The following is an 18095-nucleotide window of genomic DNA, read 5'->3' as shown; positions in this document are numbered from 1 at the left end:
ATAGCTATTCCTTTTTGTTTGTTGTGATAATTTAAATTATAAGGAATACCTCCTTTTTTTAAACTAAAACTGTGCAATATCTATGGCTCTTAAACAAATTTATTATTAGACTTGTTTCAAGACTACTTGATAACATTAAATATAAAATTGTTTAATTTTAAAATTACAAATATTATGTTTTACATGTTGCATAAACTATAATTTTAATATATAAATATGCAGTCTTTCACCGAAGGTGTACAGAGTATGCTTATTTGGGTCACCACCAAGTAGGTGCCTTGCCTACGGCAGGCAAAAGAAGTGGGGATGTTATGTAGTATGCAGAGCGGTTGGGCTAGTCCACACAAGTTATAAATAAAATTAGTTTTGAAACAAGTCTATTACTGATCATGAAAATAAAAATTTATATGTTATTTTTATATTTATTAACTTGAAATTTTTTTTTAAATTCTATATCCTAATTTATATAATATATTTCGGACTTTTTTATGAAAAACAGAATCAAACTTATAATAAGTTTCTTATTGCCCTACATTATTTTTGTATTAATAATAAGTGCTGTACTTCTGTCAATATTTATTCCTCTTAATAAAGATTCCTATTTTAAAAGCATATCTTTAAATGTAGAAACGACAAAAAATGATATAGAAAGCAGAGTAGATGATATAATAAATTCTCTTGATTTTTTAAGTTCTTATGCAGAAATAGGTATTAGTACTTCTAATATAGCACAAACTATTACAAATGTTAAGCAGTTTGGTAATTATTTTGATGTATTTTATTGTAATACTGTTCCATACAGCAGCGGCGGAATATTTATAAGTTCAAGAATAACATATCCGTCAAATTATAATCAAACTGAAAGAGAATGGTATATTAATGCTTATAATTCTCAGAAAAATTTATATATAACAGAACCTTATATAGATTTTAATTCAGGTAATTTGGTAATAACTTTTATTAATAAGATAAAGATTGATAATAGATTTGCAGGTTATTTTGGTATAGATTTTGATAATATGAATGTTGTTATAGGAAATAACACGGTTGATAAAACTGTAAATGTTGTTACAGAAGACGGTTTGTATATAACTCATGATAATAGTGAATATATATTAAATACTAATATGCTTTTATTTTCTGATGATTTATTTTCTTATTTTAGAAATAATATGAAAGATGATGCAATATATATAAAGGGTAATTATTGGTATACTGTAAAAAAAATCAATAATGCTCCTTGGTATATTGCAGTTAAAGGCGATGTTTCATCTTACTATAAAAGTACAAGATATTTAATAATTTTTCTTATACTTTTTGGAATATTATTTATAGCAGGCGAATTGATAATAGCATCTATATCATTAGTACCGCTTTCAGACAGATTAGATGATGTTATAGTAAGTTTGGAAAATATGGCAAGAGGTGATTTTACTTTAAGAATTAGCAGTAATAAATCAAGAATAAACGATGCTAAAATACTTTCTGATGTTATAGATAAAATGCAGAGAAATCTTGGCAAAACAATGTATAAAATAAAGACTAGTGTAGAAGAAGTTAACAAAAATGGTGAGGCTATAGCAAAAATCAGTGTAGAATTATCAGAAAGAGCAAATGAACAGTCCAATGCTTTATCCAACTTGACAGATGCTATTAATTCAATATCATCTTCCATAGAATATGCCGCCAAAAAAACTGATAATGCTAAATCTATGAGTGATGAATCGTTTAAGAATACTAAAGTTGGTGTTAAGATGATAGGTGAAATAAAAGATAATATGAATGAGATCACAGAATCTAGTAATAAAATTTCTAATATCATAGAAACTATACAGAAAATAGCTTCACAAACTAATATTCTTGCTCTTAATGCGGCAGTTGAGTCAGCACGAGCAGGAAATCAGGGAAGAGGTTTTGCTGTTGTCGCTACAGAAGTACGTACTCTGGCTCAGACAGTAACAGATTCTGCTGATAATATTACTAATATAGTAGAAGGGGCAGTTTCGAAAATAGAAAATGGAAGTGAATTTGTAAATCAATCTTCTGATGTACTTAACAGTATAGAATCTTCTGCTTTGGAATCTTCAAATTCGCTTTCTGAAGTTTATAAGATGTCTAATGATAAAAGAACTGGAATAAATAATATTAATACCATAGTTTCTAAAATTAATGAAATAACAAAAAGCAATACAAAATTTGCTAATGAAAGTGCTGAATCTAGTATGAAGGCTTCTAAAATAGTTAATGAAATAGCAGAAGAGCTTTCTTTCTTCAAGTTTAAAAGCAGTAAGGAGTAATTATCATGAAAAATAATATAAGACTTTTTCTAAAATTAATTATTCCATATTCTATATTTATTATTATATCATCTGTAATTGTTTTTATTTTATTTAAAAATATTTATAAAAATAACTATTTAGAACAGATAAATATAAGTATTGATAAGATAGATTATTCGGTAAAAAGAGATATTGATAATATAAAATTGGTGTTAAATATATTGGATTCTTATATAAAATCTGATTTAACTTCATATGAAATAGGGGCATCTTTAACTAATGTTTATAATAAAAGACAGTCTTTTTTTGATATACTTTATGGAAACTATATACCTGCTTCAGAAGAAGGAGGATTATTTCTTAGTGTAACACATCAGTATCCTACTAATTATGATCAAACTTCAAGAACTTGGTATAGAGGTGCTTTAAATACAAATGGATTATACATTACAGAGCCTTATATAGATTTTAATACTAAAAAACTTCTTATAACTTTCTCAAAAGCTGTGTATACAAATGGCAAATTAAAAGGTGTAATAGGAATAGATTTTTCAAGTATTGATACCGTAAAAAGTTATGATGAAATGATAGATAATAATAATATATTTTTGATTACACATGATGGTTATTATATGAATCATAGTAATGCAGATTATATTCTAAAAGACGGCATTACTATATTTAATAATGATGAAGTTTTTAATGGGGCAGAACAATATGTTGATAATCTTAATTCTCCTATATTAATTAAAAATAATAATTGGTACTGCATACGTAAAATAGACGGAGTAAATTGGGCTTTGGCTGTAAAAGGAAGTTTGGATAATTATAATGCTATACGTAAAAAATTGGTTTTAACTTTTGCTTTTGTTGTTATATTTCTTCTAATTATGGGAGTATTTCTAACTTCTATAGTACTTCTTCCTCTTTTAAGATATTTAGATATGGCAGTTGATGCTATTGATAATATGGCAGATGGTAATTTCTCATATAGAATAGATAAAAAGATACTTTCTAAACATAACAGAGCTGGTGATTTGGTTCGGGCCATAGATAATATGGAAGCTAATATAGGAAAATTAGTATTTAAAATAAAAAAAGCAATAGAGGATATTAATAATGTTGGTATAGAAATATCAAAATCTAGTGAAAAACTTTTGGAAAGAGCATATGTACAGGCTGTTAATTTGGAAAAATTAGATGAGGCGTTAAAAGATATATCAGCAGCAATTAATTTATCATCTGTAAGTATAGCTTCTTCTAAAGATTCTATGTATAAAATGGAAAACACAACAAAAACAGGTGTTCAAACTATTTCTGAAATAGAAACAAGTATGAATGAAATACAATATTCAGCTAAGAAAATATTTGAAATAACTAAATCCATAGAGTCAATAGCATTACAGACTAATATATTGGCTCTTAATGCTGCAGTAGAAGCGGCACGTGCAGGCGATCAGGGTAAAGGGTTTGCTGTTGTTGCAAGCGAAATAAGAAAACTTGCTTCTACTGTATCAGAGGCTACTAAAGATATTACTGTAATAGCTGAAGATGCTGTTTCAAAAATTGAAAATGGTACGGCATCTGTATCTAAGAGCTCTAAAATTTTGGATGTTATAGCAGCGGCTTCAGTTTCTACTTCGAAAATACTTGAAGATATATCAGAATCATCAAGAGAAGAAACAGAACGTATTAATAATATTAATAATGATATAGGAATAATTAATGATATAATGATAAAGAATGAAGAATTATCAAAGGAGGCTTCTGAGGCTAGTGCTAAAACTTCAAAAATGGCAGAGGATATAGTAGAGGTTCTTTCTTTCTTCAAATTTGGACATTCTAAGTGATATTAAACTATTTTGTTAACGTTTATATTTTTGTTAGTATCAGCTTTTTTATGAACATACTTTGATGGATTTTTAGTACAAAAAAGGCTGAATAATTATTAAAATACTCTTGAAATAAGGCTATTTTTAATAAATTAGTTTTATATTATAAACATTAAAATAATGAGGATATCTGCTGAATAGCTCTATATCAAAAGTTTTATAATTATTTTTTTCTTTATAATGTTTTATTTCTTTACTGCCATTTAAAAAGAAATATATTTTTAGAAATGAGTTTATATTTTTTTCATTTATACTGTCATAAATATTTTTTGGTATTTTTATTATGAACGATTTATTTTCTTTTAGAGATTTATAATTATTATATCCGTCTGTAATTTCTATATTAAATAGAGTAGGGTATATACTGATTTTATATGTGTTTAATATACGGTCTAATTTAATTATATTTATTTCTAAAATTTTTATATTGTATTTTTCATTTTGATTTTCAGTTATTTTTAATTGAATATCAGCATCTTTATCGAATGTTTTAATATATAAATTATTAGTGTCAAAATTATCATCTTCTAAAAATAAATTATAATTATATTCATCTTTATGAAAACCTATTATATCAGATTTTTCTCTATGTATATCATAGCCTTTATATTTTAAATCGCTTAATTTATAAATATCATCAGGCATAATTGAAAAAGCATTTATATAAAGAGTAAAAAGTAAAAAAATAAAATATTTATTCATTATTACAATATTAAAAATAATTTTACTGGTCAACTGTAAATATTACAGCCCTTTTTTCTTCAGAAGCATTTTTCCAAAACTCTATACTTCTATAAAAATAGTCCCAAGTATATTCAAAATCTTCATCACTTAATGGATACTCATAATTTTTTTCATCTATTTTGAAATATTTTTCTTTGAACTTTTCTTTTGTGATGGTTTCTATTTTTTCGGCTATGTCTTTAACAATATTTTGTTTTTTTAATGTGATAATATAATCTTCTTCTTCATCACCGTTTCCGTATAAAACATCGCCCCCCATTATAATAGAACCTAAAGGATAATTATCATCTCCAAATACTAAAAGCCCGTCATTAGAAAGACATCTATGCATAGCGTCCCAAGATTTATCAAGTTCATAAACATATTTTTTATGCTTTTCAAAGTATATTTCTTCTAAATATTCACAAACAAAATCAGGTCTTTCAAGTCTTGAAGTTTTTAATAATTTATTTAAATCCTTATCGCTTAAAGCAAATAATACTCCCAAACAGCCCATAATTATAACTCCGCATGATTAATTTTTTATTAAAAACTTTTCAATTAATTATTTTGTAAAATTAAAGTTTTTTTATTTATATTTAATTATAAAAGACTTATCAGATGTTCATAATTTTTTTATTTCATCTATACTTAAACCTGTTATTTTGCTTATATCTTCATTACTCATATTCATGTTTTTTAAATTTAATGCTATGTCCTTTGCTTTATTTATTTCTCCTTGTTCTATACCTTTCTCTATGCCTTGTTCTATACCTTTCTCCATACCTTTCTCTATACCTTTCTCTATACCTTTCTGAAATCCTATTTCTATACCTTCTTTTTTTCCTTCTGCTCTTTCGTATTGAAGCATAACAGCCTGTCCGTAGAGAAAAGTGTCCCTTTCATTATATGCTGACATTTCTTTTTCATCGGCTACAAATCTTTTGTATTTATCTATTACTTTAGACATTATATTGTTACCTCCTACTAATTTATCAATATCTTTCTCTAAATCTTTAGTTGTAAAAAAATCAATCCAAGATAAAAGTTTATTTCTGTTATATTCATCTATACTGGCGTTTTTTAATATTTCTGCAAATCTTTTAATTTCTATAAAATGTATCTGAAAATCATCAAGTCTAAGATTCGGATTATTAACATCTGCAAATATAAAACATTTATGCTCTCTTTTTATATCAGTTTCATTTCCTATATTTAAATTAAAATTGATAAAGCTAATACTAATCATTTGACTTATATTAATGTATAAATCACTTTCTTTTAACTCAGAAGTTATATTTTTAGCTATGTAGTATAATATTCTTTTTATAAAATTATTATTTCCAATTAACTGTATTTCAACAAGAACTTTCTTACCATCTTTAGTTTTTGCTTTAACATCAAGTATAGATTCTTTTAAATTTTCATTTTCAGGTAAGTTGTAAGGATTTATAATTTCAAGATTACCAACAGATTCAAAGCCTACATCATTTAAAACGGCATTAACAATATTTTCTAATATATCTTCATCGCCTTCAGTACCAATTAGATATCGTACAAATAAATCATTAAGTCTGTTAATCTCTTTCATAGTTTAATTATACTAAAAATGATTTAATTTGTCAAAATGTATATGGTTGATTTTTAGCATTGCGAAATTTATTATAAAAGTTGAGAATATTCGATAAGTGAACTTTTAATACATAAAAAAGAGAATAACTTTTTATTGGAGATAATAAAAATCTATACCCCATATAGATTATATATGAGGTTTAAAAATTAATTAGTTATTAAATTTCGAATTATTTGAAAAACTCGGAGAAAGGATTTTTAAAATTGAATTTAAACTTACCTTTTTCAGTAGTTTTTTTATGAGGTACATTAACCTGAGTAGCTTCATCTAAACTCATCATAAGTATTCCGACAACGGCAGAGTAGGCAGGATTATTTGCAATATCTCTTATACCTTCTATTTTGTCAGGTACACCTATTCTTGCAGTTATTGGTGCTGCCCCTTTAACAGCAGTTTGATAAGCCTTAGCAAGCTCTACAAGACCAGGTAGTAATGCTCCTCCTCCTGTAAATACCATTCCTGCAGAAAGAGAATCAATATATTTCATTTTACTTAATTCTTTTCCGCATAAACTAAATATTTCTTCCACTCTAGGCTGTATGATTTCAGTTAAAACTCTTTTAGGTATGGTACGCATTTGTCCGCTTGCAGTAGGTACTTCAATAATTTCTTTTTCTCCTACCATATCGATAAAAGCAAATCCATGATCTTTTTTTAATTTTTCAGCAGAAGGTATTGTTATTCTAAGTCCTTCAGCTATATCATTAGTAATATGCTGACTTCCAACTGGTATAACAGCGGTATGCCAAACAGAACCTTCTAAATATACCATCATAGAAGTAGTAGAATGCCCTATATCAAATACAACAACACCTAATTCTTTTTCATCATCAGTAAGGCATGCTTCAGCACTTCCGCGTATATTAACTATAAAGTCTTTTCCAGAAAAACGCATTTTATTTAAAGTTTTTCTAAGATGCTCGCTTACATGTTTAAGACCAGTTATGATATGCACTTTGGTTTCAAGTCTTGTACCAGACATACCTACAGGATTTTTTATTTCATCTTGTCCGTCTAATGAGTATTCCTGTTCTATAGCCTCTATTATTTCTCTGTCAGCAGGCATTAATATATTTTTAGCACTTTCCAAAACTCTGTCGATTTCAAGAGGAGTAACTTCTTTATCTTTTGTGTTTACCCCGATAACTCCTTTGCTGTTTAATCCTTTAATATGATCTCCGCCTATTGCAGCAATTATATCAGGAGCCTGCAAGCCAGCCATATGTTCGGCTTCATTGATAGATTTTTCTATAGCATTAGCAGCAGCATCTATATTGATTATTACACCTTTTTTAATGCCTTCACTTTCGCTTTCACCTATTCCTATAACATCTAATTTATCATCATTAACACGGGCAATGACGGTTTTTATTGATGCACTTCCAGCATCTAATCCCGCTATAATTGGCTCTTTCAAGGTAAACTCCTAATTAAATAGTATAATATTATGTTAATAGTGTCGGAAAAATATAAAGTATGATTAATAATAATTTTTTATAAGTTTTTTGATATTTTTACATTATAACCCATCTGTTATTTTCATAGCACATTATAAAAGTTTGTCTTGCTTTTGAAGTGGTATCTTCTACTCTGTCATATACTGAAGAGTCTACATCGATATATGCTTTTTGTCCGTCCAGCTTTATATCGTATACTTTATCTATTTTTGTTTCAAATTCGAAATCAAGTGAAGGATCGCTTTGTACGTACTCATCAGCGTTTTTTATATTTCTGCTTTTTCTTAATATTTCTTTATAATTGGAGGAATAGAACTTTTCATAAGCTATGCGTACATTTTCTTTATTATAAGGCATAGAATAGAACTCTTTTAAAGATGATAAAGCCATTTGCTTTAACTTATCTTCATTATATTCCTTTACTTCTTTATTTTCTTCATTTATATTATCTATATCATCGCTTAAAATAATTTCTACTCTATTTGGTATATTTTCTTTTCTTTCATTATTACTTTTACTGCATGACGATATGAATAATGTCATTATTGTAATGATTAGTATTACTTTATATTTATGCATTTTTATTAAAGCCCTTCCAATATTGATTTTCTTGTATTCTGAGGAGGAGCCTCTTCTTTTTCTTTTATTCTCGTATCAGAAGTACTTGTAATATTGCTCATATTGATATATTTAACAACACTTGGTCTTTCTAATATTATTCTTGTATCTCCATTCTGCCAAGCAACAGTATTAGCATCTAAGAATGATCCTTTAGTATATTTAGCATTTAATGCTGATAAAAGTTCCAAAAAATCAACCTGATTAGGCTGGAAATTTATAGTTATTGAGTATAGCGAATCATCTTTAAAAACAAAATAACCGCTTTTATAAAATTTATTTTCTTCCAATGCTAGAAAATCAGCACTCTCTTCAGCAGATAAATCTACAGTACCTGTCATATATTGTTTAGGCAAAGTCATAGTATTGTCGCCTAGTATGGCATTTATAGTGTCTTCTCTTGTAGCACCTAGAGTAATATTTTTAAAACCAGTTATAGGAGTATCTATTACAGCAGGTTTTCTTCCCATAACAGCATCATTGGTTATATATTCTGTATTATTGTCCTGATTATTATTATTATTTTCTTCTGTTACTGTATTGTTATTATTATTTGGTACATATGCATCATTTGTAGCATACTGCGGAAACAGATAACAGCCAAATATAAACATCAAAATAATTATATATTTTTTCATAGTTTATTCCTAATTTTTTAAGTTATCAAAATAGAATCTTACTATATAATATCGGCTTTATTTAAATTTTCAAGCAGTAAATTTTATTTTTTATAGTGATTTTATGGTATATTAAATTTGACATTATGAGAATAAATTTTATAATTAGTGAATTATTTTTAAGTAAAAAAAATTTGAAAAAATTATTAAATATATTATATTTTAGATACTGGTAAATTTATTAGGATTATTTGATGAGTAAATACTATAATCGTGTAACAATAATATGCGGTCATTACGGAGCGGGAAAAACCACTTTTTCTATTAATTATGGTTTGTATATCAGAAAAAATACTGATAAGGAAATTTATATAGCTGATTTGGATGTAGTAAATCCTTATTTTAGGTCTAGAGAGCATTCAGAGTATTTAAAAAATAAAAATATCAAAGTGATAGGTACTTATCTTCCGCAGTCTGGAGCTGATATACCTGCTGTATCTGCTGAAGTGTATTCTATATTTGATAGAAAAGACATTATAGGAATAGTAGATATGGGAGGAAACTCAGCTGGAAGTTTGTCTTTTGCTACTTTTAGAGATAATGCTGATATTAGTGAAACAGATGTATTTTTCGTACTTAATGCTAATAGAGAGGAAAACTCTACTGTAGAATATGCTTTGGGTCATTTAATAAGTATAGAATCAACTCTTGGATTAAAAGCTACAGCTATAATTAATAATACTCATTTGATGAATGATACATCAGTTGAAGATATAGAAAGAGGTGAGATGATAGCCTCTGAAGTTTCAAAAGAGAGAAATATTCCAGTAAAGTTTACTTGTGTTGATAAGGAATTTTATAGTAAGAATCCCAATATGACTGCTGAATATGATTTATTTGTGATGGATTATGATATAAAAGTCACGGGAAATGTTTTTTAGTTTTTGATTATGGATTATAATAACGTCAGATTATATGAGATAGCTTCTATGCTTTCACCAAGTGTATATGAAACTGTGTTTTATAGTCAGTATCAGGGACGTTCGGATAAAGATGCTATTATTTTAGATGATGAAACTTTTGAGAAATGCTATGTTTCAGATAATGTTTATAAAAATTTTTTATTTTCTAATTCGGCAAGATTAGGAAAAAGTGTTGATTATATAGGTGTTAATCAGATGCATAGTGCTGTGATAGAGGATATGCATGTATCAGATGCTCAAATAAAAATGAAGTTAAATGATATAGCTTTGACTAATTTAGCTAACACTTTGATTGAGCTTAAATCTATGAATAAAAGTATAGAGCCTTTTTATATTACTTTGATATTTAACGGTATTAATTACTATGCCAATAATTGTTTAGATGAAAATGAGAAATTAATACCTGTAGATGAGAGTGTTGTTAATTCTGTATATTGTCAGGATCAATTAGCATTTGTTAATGATAAACATATAGATATGGTTATTTCTACTCAGCCGTCAGTAAACAGTAATAGATTAAGATACATGATAATAAATTGTAATAATATTGATGTTATTGAATCTGCTAAAGACGTGTGGAAAAACACTTTTAAAAATGATTTTTCCATGCTTTATGAATATTTTATAAATCTTAGAAAATTTAATAATTTAATTATGGAAGGGAGTGTTTATAAAAACATAATATCGGGATATGAAAGATTTATGGATGATTTTATAGATTTAGATGATTTGGACGACATATAAATTTTATTATGTTTTTGAGATTATTTATGAGGGATATTGAGAATTTACTTATACATTCGCCTAATTGGCTTGGGGATATAATTATGTCTTTTCCAGCTATTTATCTTATAAGGGAAAAGTATAAAGAGGCAAAAATTACAGTAATGACAAAAAAATCTATGTTTGGTATATTCAATGCTAGTGATTTAGTTGATGAATGTTTAGAGGTAAAAAAATTTCCGCATTTAAGAAAATACCGTTTTGATACTGTAATATTGTTTCCTAATTCATTTGAGAGTGCTTTTAGGGTTTTTGGACATGGTATAAAAAGGCGTATAGGATATAAGGCTGATTACAGAGACCTTATGCTTACTGATGCAGTTGATAGAAAGGGAGTAAGATGGATACATACTGCTGATTATTATGTTAATTTGCTTAAAGCTATAGGAATAGATAAAGAAAGACCCATTATTAAACTTAATATAAAAGAAAAAGTACTAAATAAAGCTAAAGATTATTTAAAAACAGTAAATCCAGATAATAAAAAGATATTTGCATACGGCATAGGAGCAACTAATAGTTTTGGAAAGATTTGGAAAGAGGAGTATTTTGCTGAAACAGCTAATTATTTATCTAAAAAATATGATGCTTTAACTTTGTTTATTACCACTCCGAATGAGAAAGATATATCAGATAGAATATCAGCTATGCTTTATAATGATCCTATTATACCATATATGTCTCTTGATATGATAGCAGCAATTTTAAGTTTGTGCGATGGTTTTATAGGAAATGACTCTGGAGCTATGCATGTGGCTTCTATAGTTGGTATTCCTACTTTGGCACTTTATTTTGCAACACCAGCATATCAAAATTTCCCAATAGGTATAAATAGTCATGCTATAGAGAAAAAGCCTGATAATCCAGCCTGCATATGCGGCGGAAAGAAATGCGAACTTAATACTTTTGAATGCCGAGAAATTATAAAGCCTGATGAAGCAATAAGAAAGTTTGAAGAATTGATTAATTAATTTTAATCACAATTAAATAAATTATTTTTAATAGACTTATTTAATAAAATACAAGTCTATTTATAAAATTTTTTATTATTAAAAAAATAATATTTTTATATGAGTATTGTTTTAAATTTATAAATATTTAGCTATTTAGCAAATAAAAGTATAACATAGTATTGTTAAATAGCTAAATTATAAAAAACATAATAAAAATTATTATAGGTATTTGTAAATAAAACTATCTTATATGAAATATGCTTTTATTTTGTTTTCCGTTTATTAAAGTATTTTTTATCCAGCCGCTGTTATCATTCATAGGGATCCATCTTCTTTCTTCAGTTCTGTAATGCCAGTCTTTATCTTCCTGATAGTATATTTGAACCCCAGTACCTTCATGTATATTAAGTATCTCATTATCATGATAATTAAACTCATCATAATCTGTGCATGATTTTTGTCCCATTTCAGAGTAGTATTCATTTAGAGCCATTAATGATTCGTTTAATTTCTCATCCATTTCTTTCACATTAAGACCTAATTTTTTGGCTTCTCTTATAGTAATAGGGTAGTTATGCGAAGGATAAGCAGAGTTTAGAGAGTTTGATATGTCATCTATTAGTTTTTGATTGTCCATATGATACGATAAAATATCTTTGCATAGTTTTATTGACAAACTTGATGCTCTGTCAACGGCACCCAAAACTAAAGGGTGTATGTATTTGTATATATGTTCATACGGATTGCTGTCATTATTATTTGCCTGCTCTTTCCATAATTTTATAACTCTTGCAAGTTCGTCCTGACTTACATAAACTAAATTATTGTCTTTATTAACAGGTGAAAGTTCATGCTGAAGAGAAGTATCTACAGCTGTTATAAATGCTAAAGGTCCCATTTGTATTTCATCAGCCCCCAAGCAAAGCATAGTAGCAGCACTTGCAGCTTCCAAAGGCAGTAATGCCACGATTTTTTTAGCAGACTTTCTAAGAAGATGAACTATTCTAAGAGAAGCCTGTCCGCTTCCTCCTGAGCTTTTTATAAAGAAATATATTTTATCGCATTTTCCAATATGTTTAAGTATATCAGATAACACTATAACATCATTCTGACATACGCTTCCGCCATTGGAATTCCAATAAGAAAGCAGCGGTGCATCTAATTGTTTTGTAATTTTATTAATAATTTCCTGAGTTTTTGAAAATAGTATAGGCGGTTTAATAGTATGAGTTTTATTGGATGTTTTTTTTGAAGCCATTTTCTATCCTTTTTTGGTCTGTTTAATTTACATAACTACATTTTTTTGTAAGATTGTACATTAATAATAGATAATGTCAAATAATGATTTATTTTTTAATTAAATTTGCTTGACAAATTAGGAAATTTAGTGTATAAAAGTTGTATTATTATGCTTATTAATTAGTACAAGGAGTGCAATAAATTATGAAAAAGTTATTCGTAGTATTAACTTCCATTTTTATCGCTGCATCTGCTTACGGTTTAACAAACTCAACTTTGATTGATTTTGCTTTAACTGGTAATGCTGATAACTTACAAGGTGGAGAAGGTGATACAAATGAATTAGTTCCAGTTGCAGAAAATCTTTATAATGATAACTGGGTAGTATGGTTGAATGAATCTGCTAGATTAACAGAAAATCGCAGAAATTCTTATGTTACTAACGTAGACAGTAAAGGTAACAATGGTGCTTGGGAAGCTGGTAAAGTTCTTGGTATAAGAGTACATTTCCCATTAGCAGCTTGGAACAGTTATGCTTTAGTAAAACCAGTATATGAACTTGAAATGTATGGCGGTGCTGATGGTGCTAAATATACAGAAGGTAAAGGTGTTATACATAACGTTGGTGAAATTAAATCTATAAGCTCTTGGGTTTACGGACGTAATTTCTTAGTTAGCTATTTTGTAAACTTACAAAATGAATTCGGCGAATTAAAATCTTATCCTATGGGTACTGTTTACTTCAATGGTTGGAGACAAGTAAGATGGGAAAATAGAGAATATTTACCTAATGTTCGCGACAGAGTATTAGTAAGAGAACCTCTTTATCCTAGAATGGTTCCTTCTATCAAATTAGATTCTTTAGGTTTCTACAGAACTAAAGATACTCAAGGCGGCGATTTCATCACTTATGTTAAAGACGTAACAGTTGAGTACGATATAGTAGTTGTTGATGCTGAAGAAGATATCGATGATGAAGGTACTTGGCAGATCTTAAAAACTGAAAATGATAGAAAACAAGCTATAGAAGCTGCTAGAATACGTGAACAAGCTGAATTAAGAGACCTTGAACAAAGACGTATCGGTGATGGTACTCAAGAACAAGGTACTGCTGATAACGGTGCAGCTGCTGATACAGGTGCTGCTCAAGAGCAAGCTCAATAATAATCAGTTTTAGTATAGCTAAATATGAAAATTAAGGGGGAACTAAAAAGTTTCCCCTTTTTTTATTTGTATTTTTTATCATTTTGTCTTATAATTTATATCAAAATCATATTAAGGACTTATTTATGAAATTAATGAATAAACCTATACTTGATAAAGAGGATTCATTATATATTTGTATAGATTTGCAAAGTAAAATAATACCTACTATGAGTGATATTGATCCTTTAATCAAGAATACAAACATTTTATTAAGAACTGCTGATATTTATAATATTCCAGTTTTAGTAACAGAACAATACCCAAAAGGTCTTGGTGCTACTGATGAGAGGATAGTATTTCCAAAGGATTATAAATTATTTGCTAAAGATTACTTTAGTATATTTGGAACTGAAGATTTTGTAAAAGAGTTTAATTCTTTTGATAAAAAAAATATTATAGTTTTTGGTATTGAGACACATGTATGCGTATATTATAGTGTATTACATTTAATCGATAATGGTTATAATGTTTATGTTGTTGCTGATGCCTGCTCATCAAGAACTAAAGAAAATAAATATATAGCTTTAGAACAGATGAGAAAAATTGGTGCTAATATTGTGAGTACTGAAATGATTCTTTTCTGGCATATAGAACATTCTAAAGTTGATTGTTTTAAAGAACTTAGTAAATTATTAAAAGGATAATATTAAAAAATAATCGGAGGATTTTTTAAATGGCTAGAAGAAAACTTATTGCTGGTAACTGGAAAATGAATAATTCTAATAAAGAAGCTTTAGAATTAGTTAATCAGTTAAAAGATTTAGTTAAAGATGTTAAAGACAGAGATATTATGATAGCTCCTACATTTACTTGTCTAAGTGATGTACATAATGCTGTTAAAGGTACTAATATAAAATTGGGAGCTCAGAATTTATATTTTGAAGAGAAAGGTGCTTTTACAGGTCAAATTTCTGCTGATATGCTTTTGGCTGTAGGATGTGAATATGTTATTGTAGGACACTCTGAATGCAGAGATATTTTCGGTGAGAAAGATGAACTTATAAATAAAAAAGTAAAAAGAGCTTTAGATAAAAATCTTATACCTGTTTTATGTGTAGGTGAGCATTTAGAAGAAAGAGAAAAAGGAATTACTTCTGATATAGTAAGTAATCAAACTAAAGAAGCATTTAAAGGTTTAAGCGAAGCCGAAGCTAAAAAAGTTGTTATAGCATATGAACCTGTTTGGGCTATTGGTACTGGTAAAACTGCTACTCCTCAAGATGCTGATGAAGTACACAAAACTATAAGAGAAACTTTGAAATCTCTTTATAATGACAATGTTGCTGAAGAAATGATTATACTTTACGGCGGAAGTGTTAATGAAAAAAATGCTGATGATTTGCTTAATATGCCTAATATAGATGGTGCTTTGGTTGGCGGAGCTTCATTAGCGGCTGATAAATTTGCTAGAATAGTTAATTATATCGCTAAATAAAAAATAATTTTTATAATTTATTATAATAGAGTATATCATTTTTATATGATATACTCTTTTTTGTATTATATTAAAAAATTTGTTATATTAATTATAATTATAAAGTACTTGTTTTATTTTTTGAAATATATATAATAAAATTAAAAATCTCATAAAAGAGTGTAATTTGAAGCTGTTTAGAATTTTTATTATATTGGTATTTGTCTTTTATTCAAATATTTTATTTTCTCAATCGCCTAAATCATATATAAGGAAATTTTATTTTTGCAGTGGTAATATAGGAAACTCTAAAATATATTTATACTTATATATTAATGATAAAGCTGTTACAGGAAAATATTATTATGACAGTATAAACCAGTTTATCAATATAGAAGGCAGTATATCTAATAATATTATTAGTATAAATGAAAAAGTAAATAATAGAATAACAGGATATTTTAGCGGTACTGTTTCAGAGAGTATGGTATTTTCTGGAGAATGGTCTTCTTATGATGGAAATACTAAATATAATTTTGAGTTTGCAAATAACAAATCTTATCCTATAAACAATTTGGATATTATCAATTCATCATTAAAAATAGATTACGGAGATTATATTTTTGAATCTAGTAAAGATGCTGTTATTGTCGATAATGATAAGGGAGTCAATTCTGTAGATAAAATTTCCTTAGATGTTGATGGTATAATGTCTCTTAATTCTGAAAGAATAGAATTGCTTTTAAATAATGAGATTATATCTGATTATAAAAGCTGGAAGGATTCATCTTATAGTAGTTCTGATTTTTATATGAAGAAGGAAATTAATGTTTCTTTTTTAGATGAAAAAATAATATCTTTCTCTATTTATAACTATTCATATGCTGGAGGTACACATGGAATATATAATTTTGTACCTTCCATATATTTAATTTCAACTGGAGAGAGAATAGGGATTAATTTATCAGAACTTTTAGAAAATAAGAATGACAGAGAGCTTATCAATTTAATGCGAAGTAAATTACTTAGAAATTTTACAGAAAGAGATTTTTTTGATTTTTATTCTATAGAACTTAGCGACATATTTGATATCACTCCTACTGGTGTTAAATTTATATGGCCATTATATAAAATATCAGGATATGCTCAGGGTATTATAGAAATAGACTTTACATATTTAGAATTAAAACCTTTTGTGAAGAGAGATTCTAAATTTTGGTATTTGTTTGATAAATAATATATTATAAAGGTTTTATTTTATGAATGACAATGATATTCACCCAATAATGAAAGAACTTACTAAAGTTACAAAAGAAATGCCTATGCCTGTTGTAACTGAGATAAAAATAATTACAAATAGAGATGCTTATAAAATTTTAATATCTACAATGCTTTCTCTTAGAACAAAAGATCCTACTACAAGAGATGCTTCTATGCGTTTGTTTGAAAAAGCAGGCACGGCTGAAGATATGCTAAAACTAACAGAAGAGGAAATAGAAAAACTTATATATCCAGTAGGTTTTTATAAAGTAAAGGCAAAAAATATACTTGAAGTATCAAAGATGATTATAGATGATTTCGGCGGAAAAGTGCCTGATGAGATAGATGAACTTCTTAAACTTAAAGGTGTTGGAAGAAAGGTTGCAAATTTGGTTGTAACTGAAGCATTTGATAAGGACGGAATATGTGTTGATACGCATGTGCATAGAATATCAAACAGATTCGGTTATGTTCATACAAAAACACCTGAAGAGACTGAGTTTGCTTTGCGTGATAAGCTGCCTAAGGAGTATTGGAGGGTTTATAATGATACTTTGGTGGTGTACGGGCAGAATTTATGCAAGCCTGTTTCTCCTTTATGCTCTAAATGCACAGTATCACAGTATTGCGATTATTTTAAAAACGAATATAAAGAGAAAAAGCCTTCTAAAAAAAGTAAATAAAATAGTATTATATTTAACTTTTGCAAAGAGTATCTGAGTTTACCTATGATATAAGGTTTTTTTGAAGAAGTCCTATTTTACTGTTAGGTATGGAGGGCTTAACCAAAAGTTGAATAAAAAAATTGACAAACTTAAAAATTTTTAGTATATACCTAAATAAATATAGTTTGTCAAAATTAGTTTTTATATTTTTATTATTTTCGGGGACTAGCCCTGCGAAGCACACAGTCGTGCCCGCTCTGCGTGCCTTCGGCAACCCCCAGTTCTTTTTCCCGCCGCAAAAAGAACCAAAAAGTGCAAGTTTAAAAATAATACTAAATAGTACTAATTTATGTTTTACATGTAGAATAAATTA

17 protein-coding genes are annotated in these 18095 nt (G+C 27.6%); 10 read left to right on the top strand and 7 right to left on the bottom strand.

The window, feature by feature from the left end; translation table 11 throughout:
* Window positions 1-488: 488 nt before the first annotated feature.
* Together Q1X91_RS05035 and Q1X91_RS05030 are read left to right on the top strand one after the other, a co-directional pair.
* A complete protein-coding gene (locus tag Q1X91_RS05035) occupies window positions 489-2297 on the top strand; it encodes a methyl-accepting chemotaxis protein (protein ID WP_300753974.1) in 1809 nt (602 codons plus the stop codon).
* Window positions 2298-2302: 5 nt separating this feature from the next.
* Window positions 2303-4129: a methyl-accepting chemotaxis protein gene (locus Q1X91_RS05030; protein ID WP_300753971.1), complete on the top strand. Its 1827-nt coding sequence runs from the start codon at window positions 2303-2305 to the stop codon at window positions 4127-4129.
* Window positions 4130-4255: 126 nt separating this feature from the next.
* Here Q1X91_RS05030 and Q1X91_RS05025 read toward each other — a convergent pair whose 3' ends face one another.
* The 6 genes from Q1X91_RS05025 to Q1X91_RS05000 form a co-directional block, all read right to left on the bottom strand.
* Complete coding sequence (locus Q1X91_RS05025; RefSeq protein ID WP_300753970.1) at window positions 4256-4873, bottom strand: hypothetical protein; 618 nt, start codon at window positions 4871-4873, stop codon at window positions 4256-4258.
* Window positions 4874-4895: 22 nt separating this feature from the next.
* Window positions 4896-5411: a YfbM family protein gene (locus tag Q1X91_RS05020; RefSeq protein ID WP_300753969.1), complete on the bottom strand. Its 516-nt coding sequence runs from the start codon at window positions 5409-5411 to the stop codon at window positions 4896-4898.
* A 108-nt stretch (window positions 5412-5519) separates the two neighbouring features.
* Entirely contained in the window at window positions 5520-6485 is a 966-nt protein-coding gene (locus tag Q1X91_RS05015) for an Rpn family recombination-promoting nuclease/putative transposase (RefSeq protein WP_300753966.1), read from the bottom strand.
* A 211-nt stretch (window positions 6486-6696) separates the two neighbouring features.
* Entirely contained in the window at window positions 6697-7944 is a 1248-nt protein-coding gene (ftsA, locus tag Q1X91_RS05010) for a cell division protein FtsA (RefSeq protein WP_300753964.1), read from the bottom strand.
* Window positions 7945-8041: 97 nt separating this feature from the next.
* Window positions 8042-8563, bottom strand: coding sequence for a hypothetical protein (locus tag Q1X91_RS05005; protein WP_300753962.1), 522 nt, complete (start codon window positions 8561-8563; stop codon window positions 8042-8044).
* A 5-nt stretch (window positions 8564-8568) separates the two neighbouring features.
* On the bottom strand, window positions 8569-9240 hold the full coding sequence (locus Q1X91_RS05000; protein ID WP_300753960.1) for a hypothetical protein: 672 nt from the start codon (window positions 9238-9240) through the stop codon (window positions 8569-8571).
* A gap of 233 nt (window positions 9241-9473) precedes the next feature.
* On the opposite strand from Q1X91_RS05000, the gene Q1X91_RS04995 reads away from it, so the two are divergent.
* The 3 genes from Q1X91_RS04995 to Q1X91_RS04985 are packed head-to-tail and all read left to right on the top strand — an operon-like array spanning window position 9474 to window position 11956.
* Complete coding sequence (locus Q1X91_RS04995; protein WP_300753958.1) at window positions 9474-10160, top strand: ATP/GTP-binding protein; 687 nt, start codon at window positions 9474-9476, stop codon at window positions 10158-10160.
* Window positions 10161-10169: 9 nt separating this feature from the next.
* Window positions 10170-10946 carry a hypothetical protein gene (locus Q1X91_RS04990; RefSeq protein ID WP_300753956.1) on the top strand — a complete coding sequence of 259 codons (777 nt, stop codon included), beginning with the start codon at window positions 10170-10172 and terminating at the stop codon, window positions 10944-10946.
* 26 nt (window positions 10947-10972) lie between these two features.
* Window positions 10973-11956, top strand: coding sequence for a glycosyltransferase family 9 protein (locus Q1X91_RS04985; protein WP_300753954.1), 984 nt, complete (start codon window positions 10973-10975; stop codon window positions 11954-11956).
* Between the two features lie 223 nt (window positions 11957-12179).
* Here the strand turns inward: Q1X91_RS04985 and Q1X91_RS04980 are convergent, their stop codons facing one another.
* Window positions 12180-13196: a hypothetical protein gene (locus tag Q1X91_RS04980; protein ID WP_300753952.1), complete on the bottom strand. Its 1017-nt coding sequence runs from the start codon at window positions 13194-13196 to the stop codon at window positions 12180-12182.
* Window positions 13197-13381: 185 nt separating this feature from the next.
* Between Q1X91_RS04980 and Q1X91_RS04975 the strand changes: the two genes are divergently transcribed.
* The 5 genes from Q1X91_RS04975 (at window position 13382) to nth (ending at window position 17740) form a co-directional block, all read left to right on the top strand.
* Complete coding sequence (locus Q1X91_RS04975; RefSeq protein WP_300753950.1) at window positions 13382-14341, top strand: flagellar filament outer layer protein FlaA; 960 nt, start codon at window positions 13382-13384, stop codon at window positions 14339-14341.
* Between the two features lie 125 nt (window positions 14342-14466).
* Window positions 14467-15027 (top strand): hydrolase, encoded by a 561-nt coding sequence (locus tag Q1X91_RS04970; protein WP_300753949.1) that lies wholly within the window; start codon window positions 14467-14469, stop codon window positions 15025-15027.
* Between the two features lie 29 nt (window positions 15028-15056).
* A complete protein-coding gene (gene tpiA / locus Q1X91_RS04965; RefSeq protein ID WP_300753947.1) occupies window positions 15057-15818 on the top strand; it encodes a triose-phosphate isomerase in 762 nt (253 codons plus the stop codon).
* Between the two features lie 166 nt (window positions 15819-15984).
* Entirely contained in the window at window positions 15985-17034 is a 1050-nt protein-coding gene (locus tag Q1X91_RS04960; RefSeq protein ID WP_300753945.1) for a hypothetical protein, read from the top strand.
* A 22-nt stretch (window positions 17035-17056) separates the two neighbouring features.
* The gene (gene nth, locus Q1X91_RS04955; protein WP_300753943.1) at window positions 17057-17740 is read left to right on the top strand and encodes an endonuclease III; all 684 of its coding nucleotides are present in this window, start codon (window positions 17057-17059) and stop codon (window positions 17738-17740) included.
* Window positions 17741-18095 lie beyond the last annotated feature (355 nt).

Origin of the sequence: uncultured Brachyspira sp., from assembly GCF_949287625.1 — a bacterium.
Classification (GTDB): domain Bacteria; phylum Spirochaetota; class Brachyspiria; order Brachyspirales; family Brachyspiraceae; genus Brachyspira.
The sequence above is the reverse complement of the archived record's forward strand: the minus strand, read 5'-3'. Positions and strand labels throughout refer to the sequence as shown.

What these genes read in the sequence shown, in the direction of transcription:
- nth (WP_300753943.1), top strand. Translation starts at nt 17,057, where the DNA reads ATGAATGACAATGATATTCACCCAATAATGAAAGAACTTACTAAAGTT.
- Q1X91_RS05000 (WP_300753960.1), bottom strand. Translation starts at nt 9,240, where the DNA reads ATGAAAAAATATATAATTATTTTGATGTTTATATTTGGCTGTTATCTG.
- Q1X91_RS05020 (WP_300753969.1), bottom strand. Translation starts at nt 5,411, where the DNA reads ATGGGCTGTTTGGGAGTATTATTTGCTTTAAGCGATAAGGATTTAAAT.
- Q1X91_RS04990 (WP_300753956.1), top strand. Translation starts at nt 10,170, where the DNA reads ATGGATTATAATAACGTCAGATTATATGAGATAGCTTCTATGCTTTCA.
- Q1X91_RS04995 (WP_300753958.1), top strand. Translation starts at nt 9,474, where the DNA reads ATGAGTAAATACTATAATCGTGTAACAATAATATGCGGTCATTACGGA.
- Q1X91_RS05030 (WP_300753971.1), top strand. Translation starts at nt 2,303, where the DNA reads ATGAAAAATAATATAAGACTTTTTCTAAAATTAATTATTCCATATTCT.
- tpiA (WP_300753947.1), top strand. Translation starts at nt 15,057, where the DNA reads ATGGCTAGAAGAAAACTTATTGCTGGTAACTGGAAAATGAATAATTCT.
- Q1X91_RS04970 (WP_300753949.1), top strand. Translation starts at nt 14,467, where the DNA reads ATGAAATTAATGAATAAACCTATACTTGATAAAGAGGATTCATTATAT.
- Q1X91_RS04985 (WP_300753954.1), top strand. Translation starts at nt 10,973, where the DNA reads ATGAGGGATATTGAGAATTTACTTATACATTCGCCTAATTGGCTTGGG.
- Q1X91_RS05035 (WP_300753974.1), top strand. Translation starts at nt 489, where the DNA reads ATGAAAAACAGAATCAAACTTATAATAAGTTTCTTATTGCCCTACATT.
- Q1X91_RS05005 (WP_300753962.1), bottom strand. Translation starts at nt 8,563, where the DNA reads ATGCATAAATATAAAGTAATACTAATCATTACAATAATGACATTATTC.
- Q1X91_RS04980 (WP_300753952.1), bottom strand. Translation starts at nt 13,196, where the DNA reads ATGGCTTCAAAAAAAACATCCAATAAAACTCATACTATTAAACCGCCT.
- Q1X91_RS04975 (WP_300753950.1), top strand. Translation starts at nt 13,382, where the DNA reads ATGAAAAAGTTATTCGTAGTATTAACTTCCATTTTTATCGCTGCATCT.
- Q1X91_RS05015 (WP_300753966.1), bottom strand. Translation starts at nt 6,485, where the DNA reads ATGAAAGAGATTAACAGACTTAATGATTTATTTGTACGATATCTAATT.
- Q1X91_RS05025 (WP_300753970.1), bottom strand. Translation starts at nt 4,873, where the DNA reads ATGAATAAATATTTTATTTTTTTACTTTTTACTCTTTATATAAATGCT.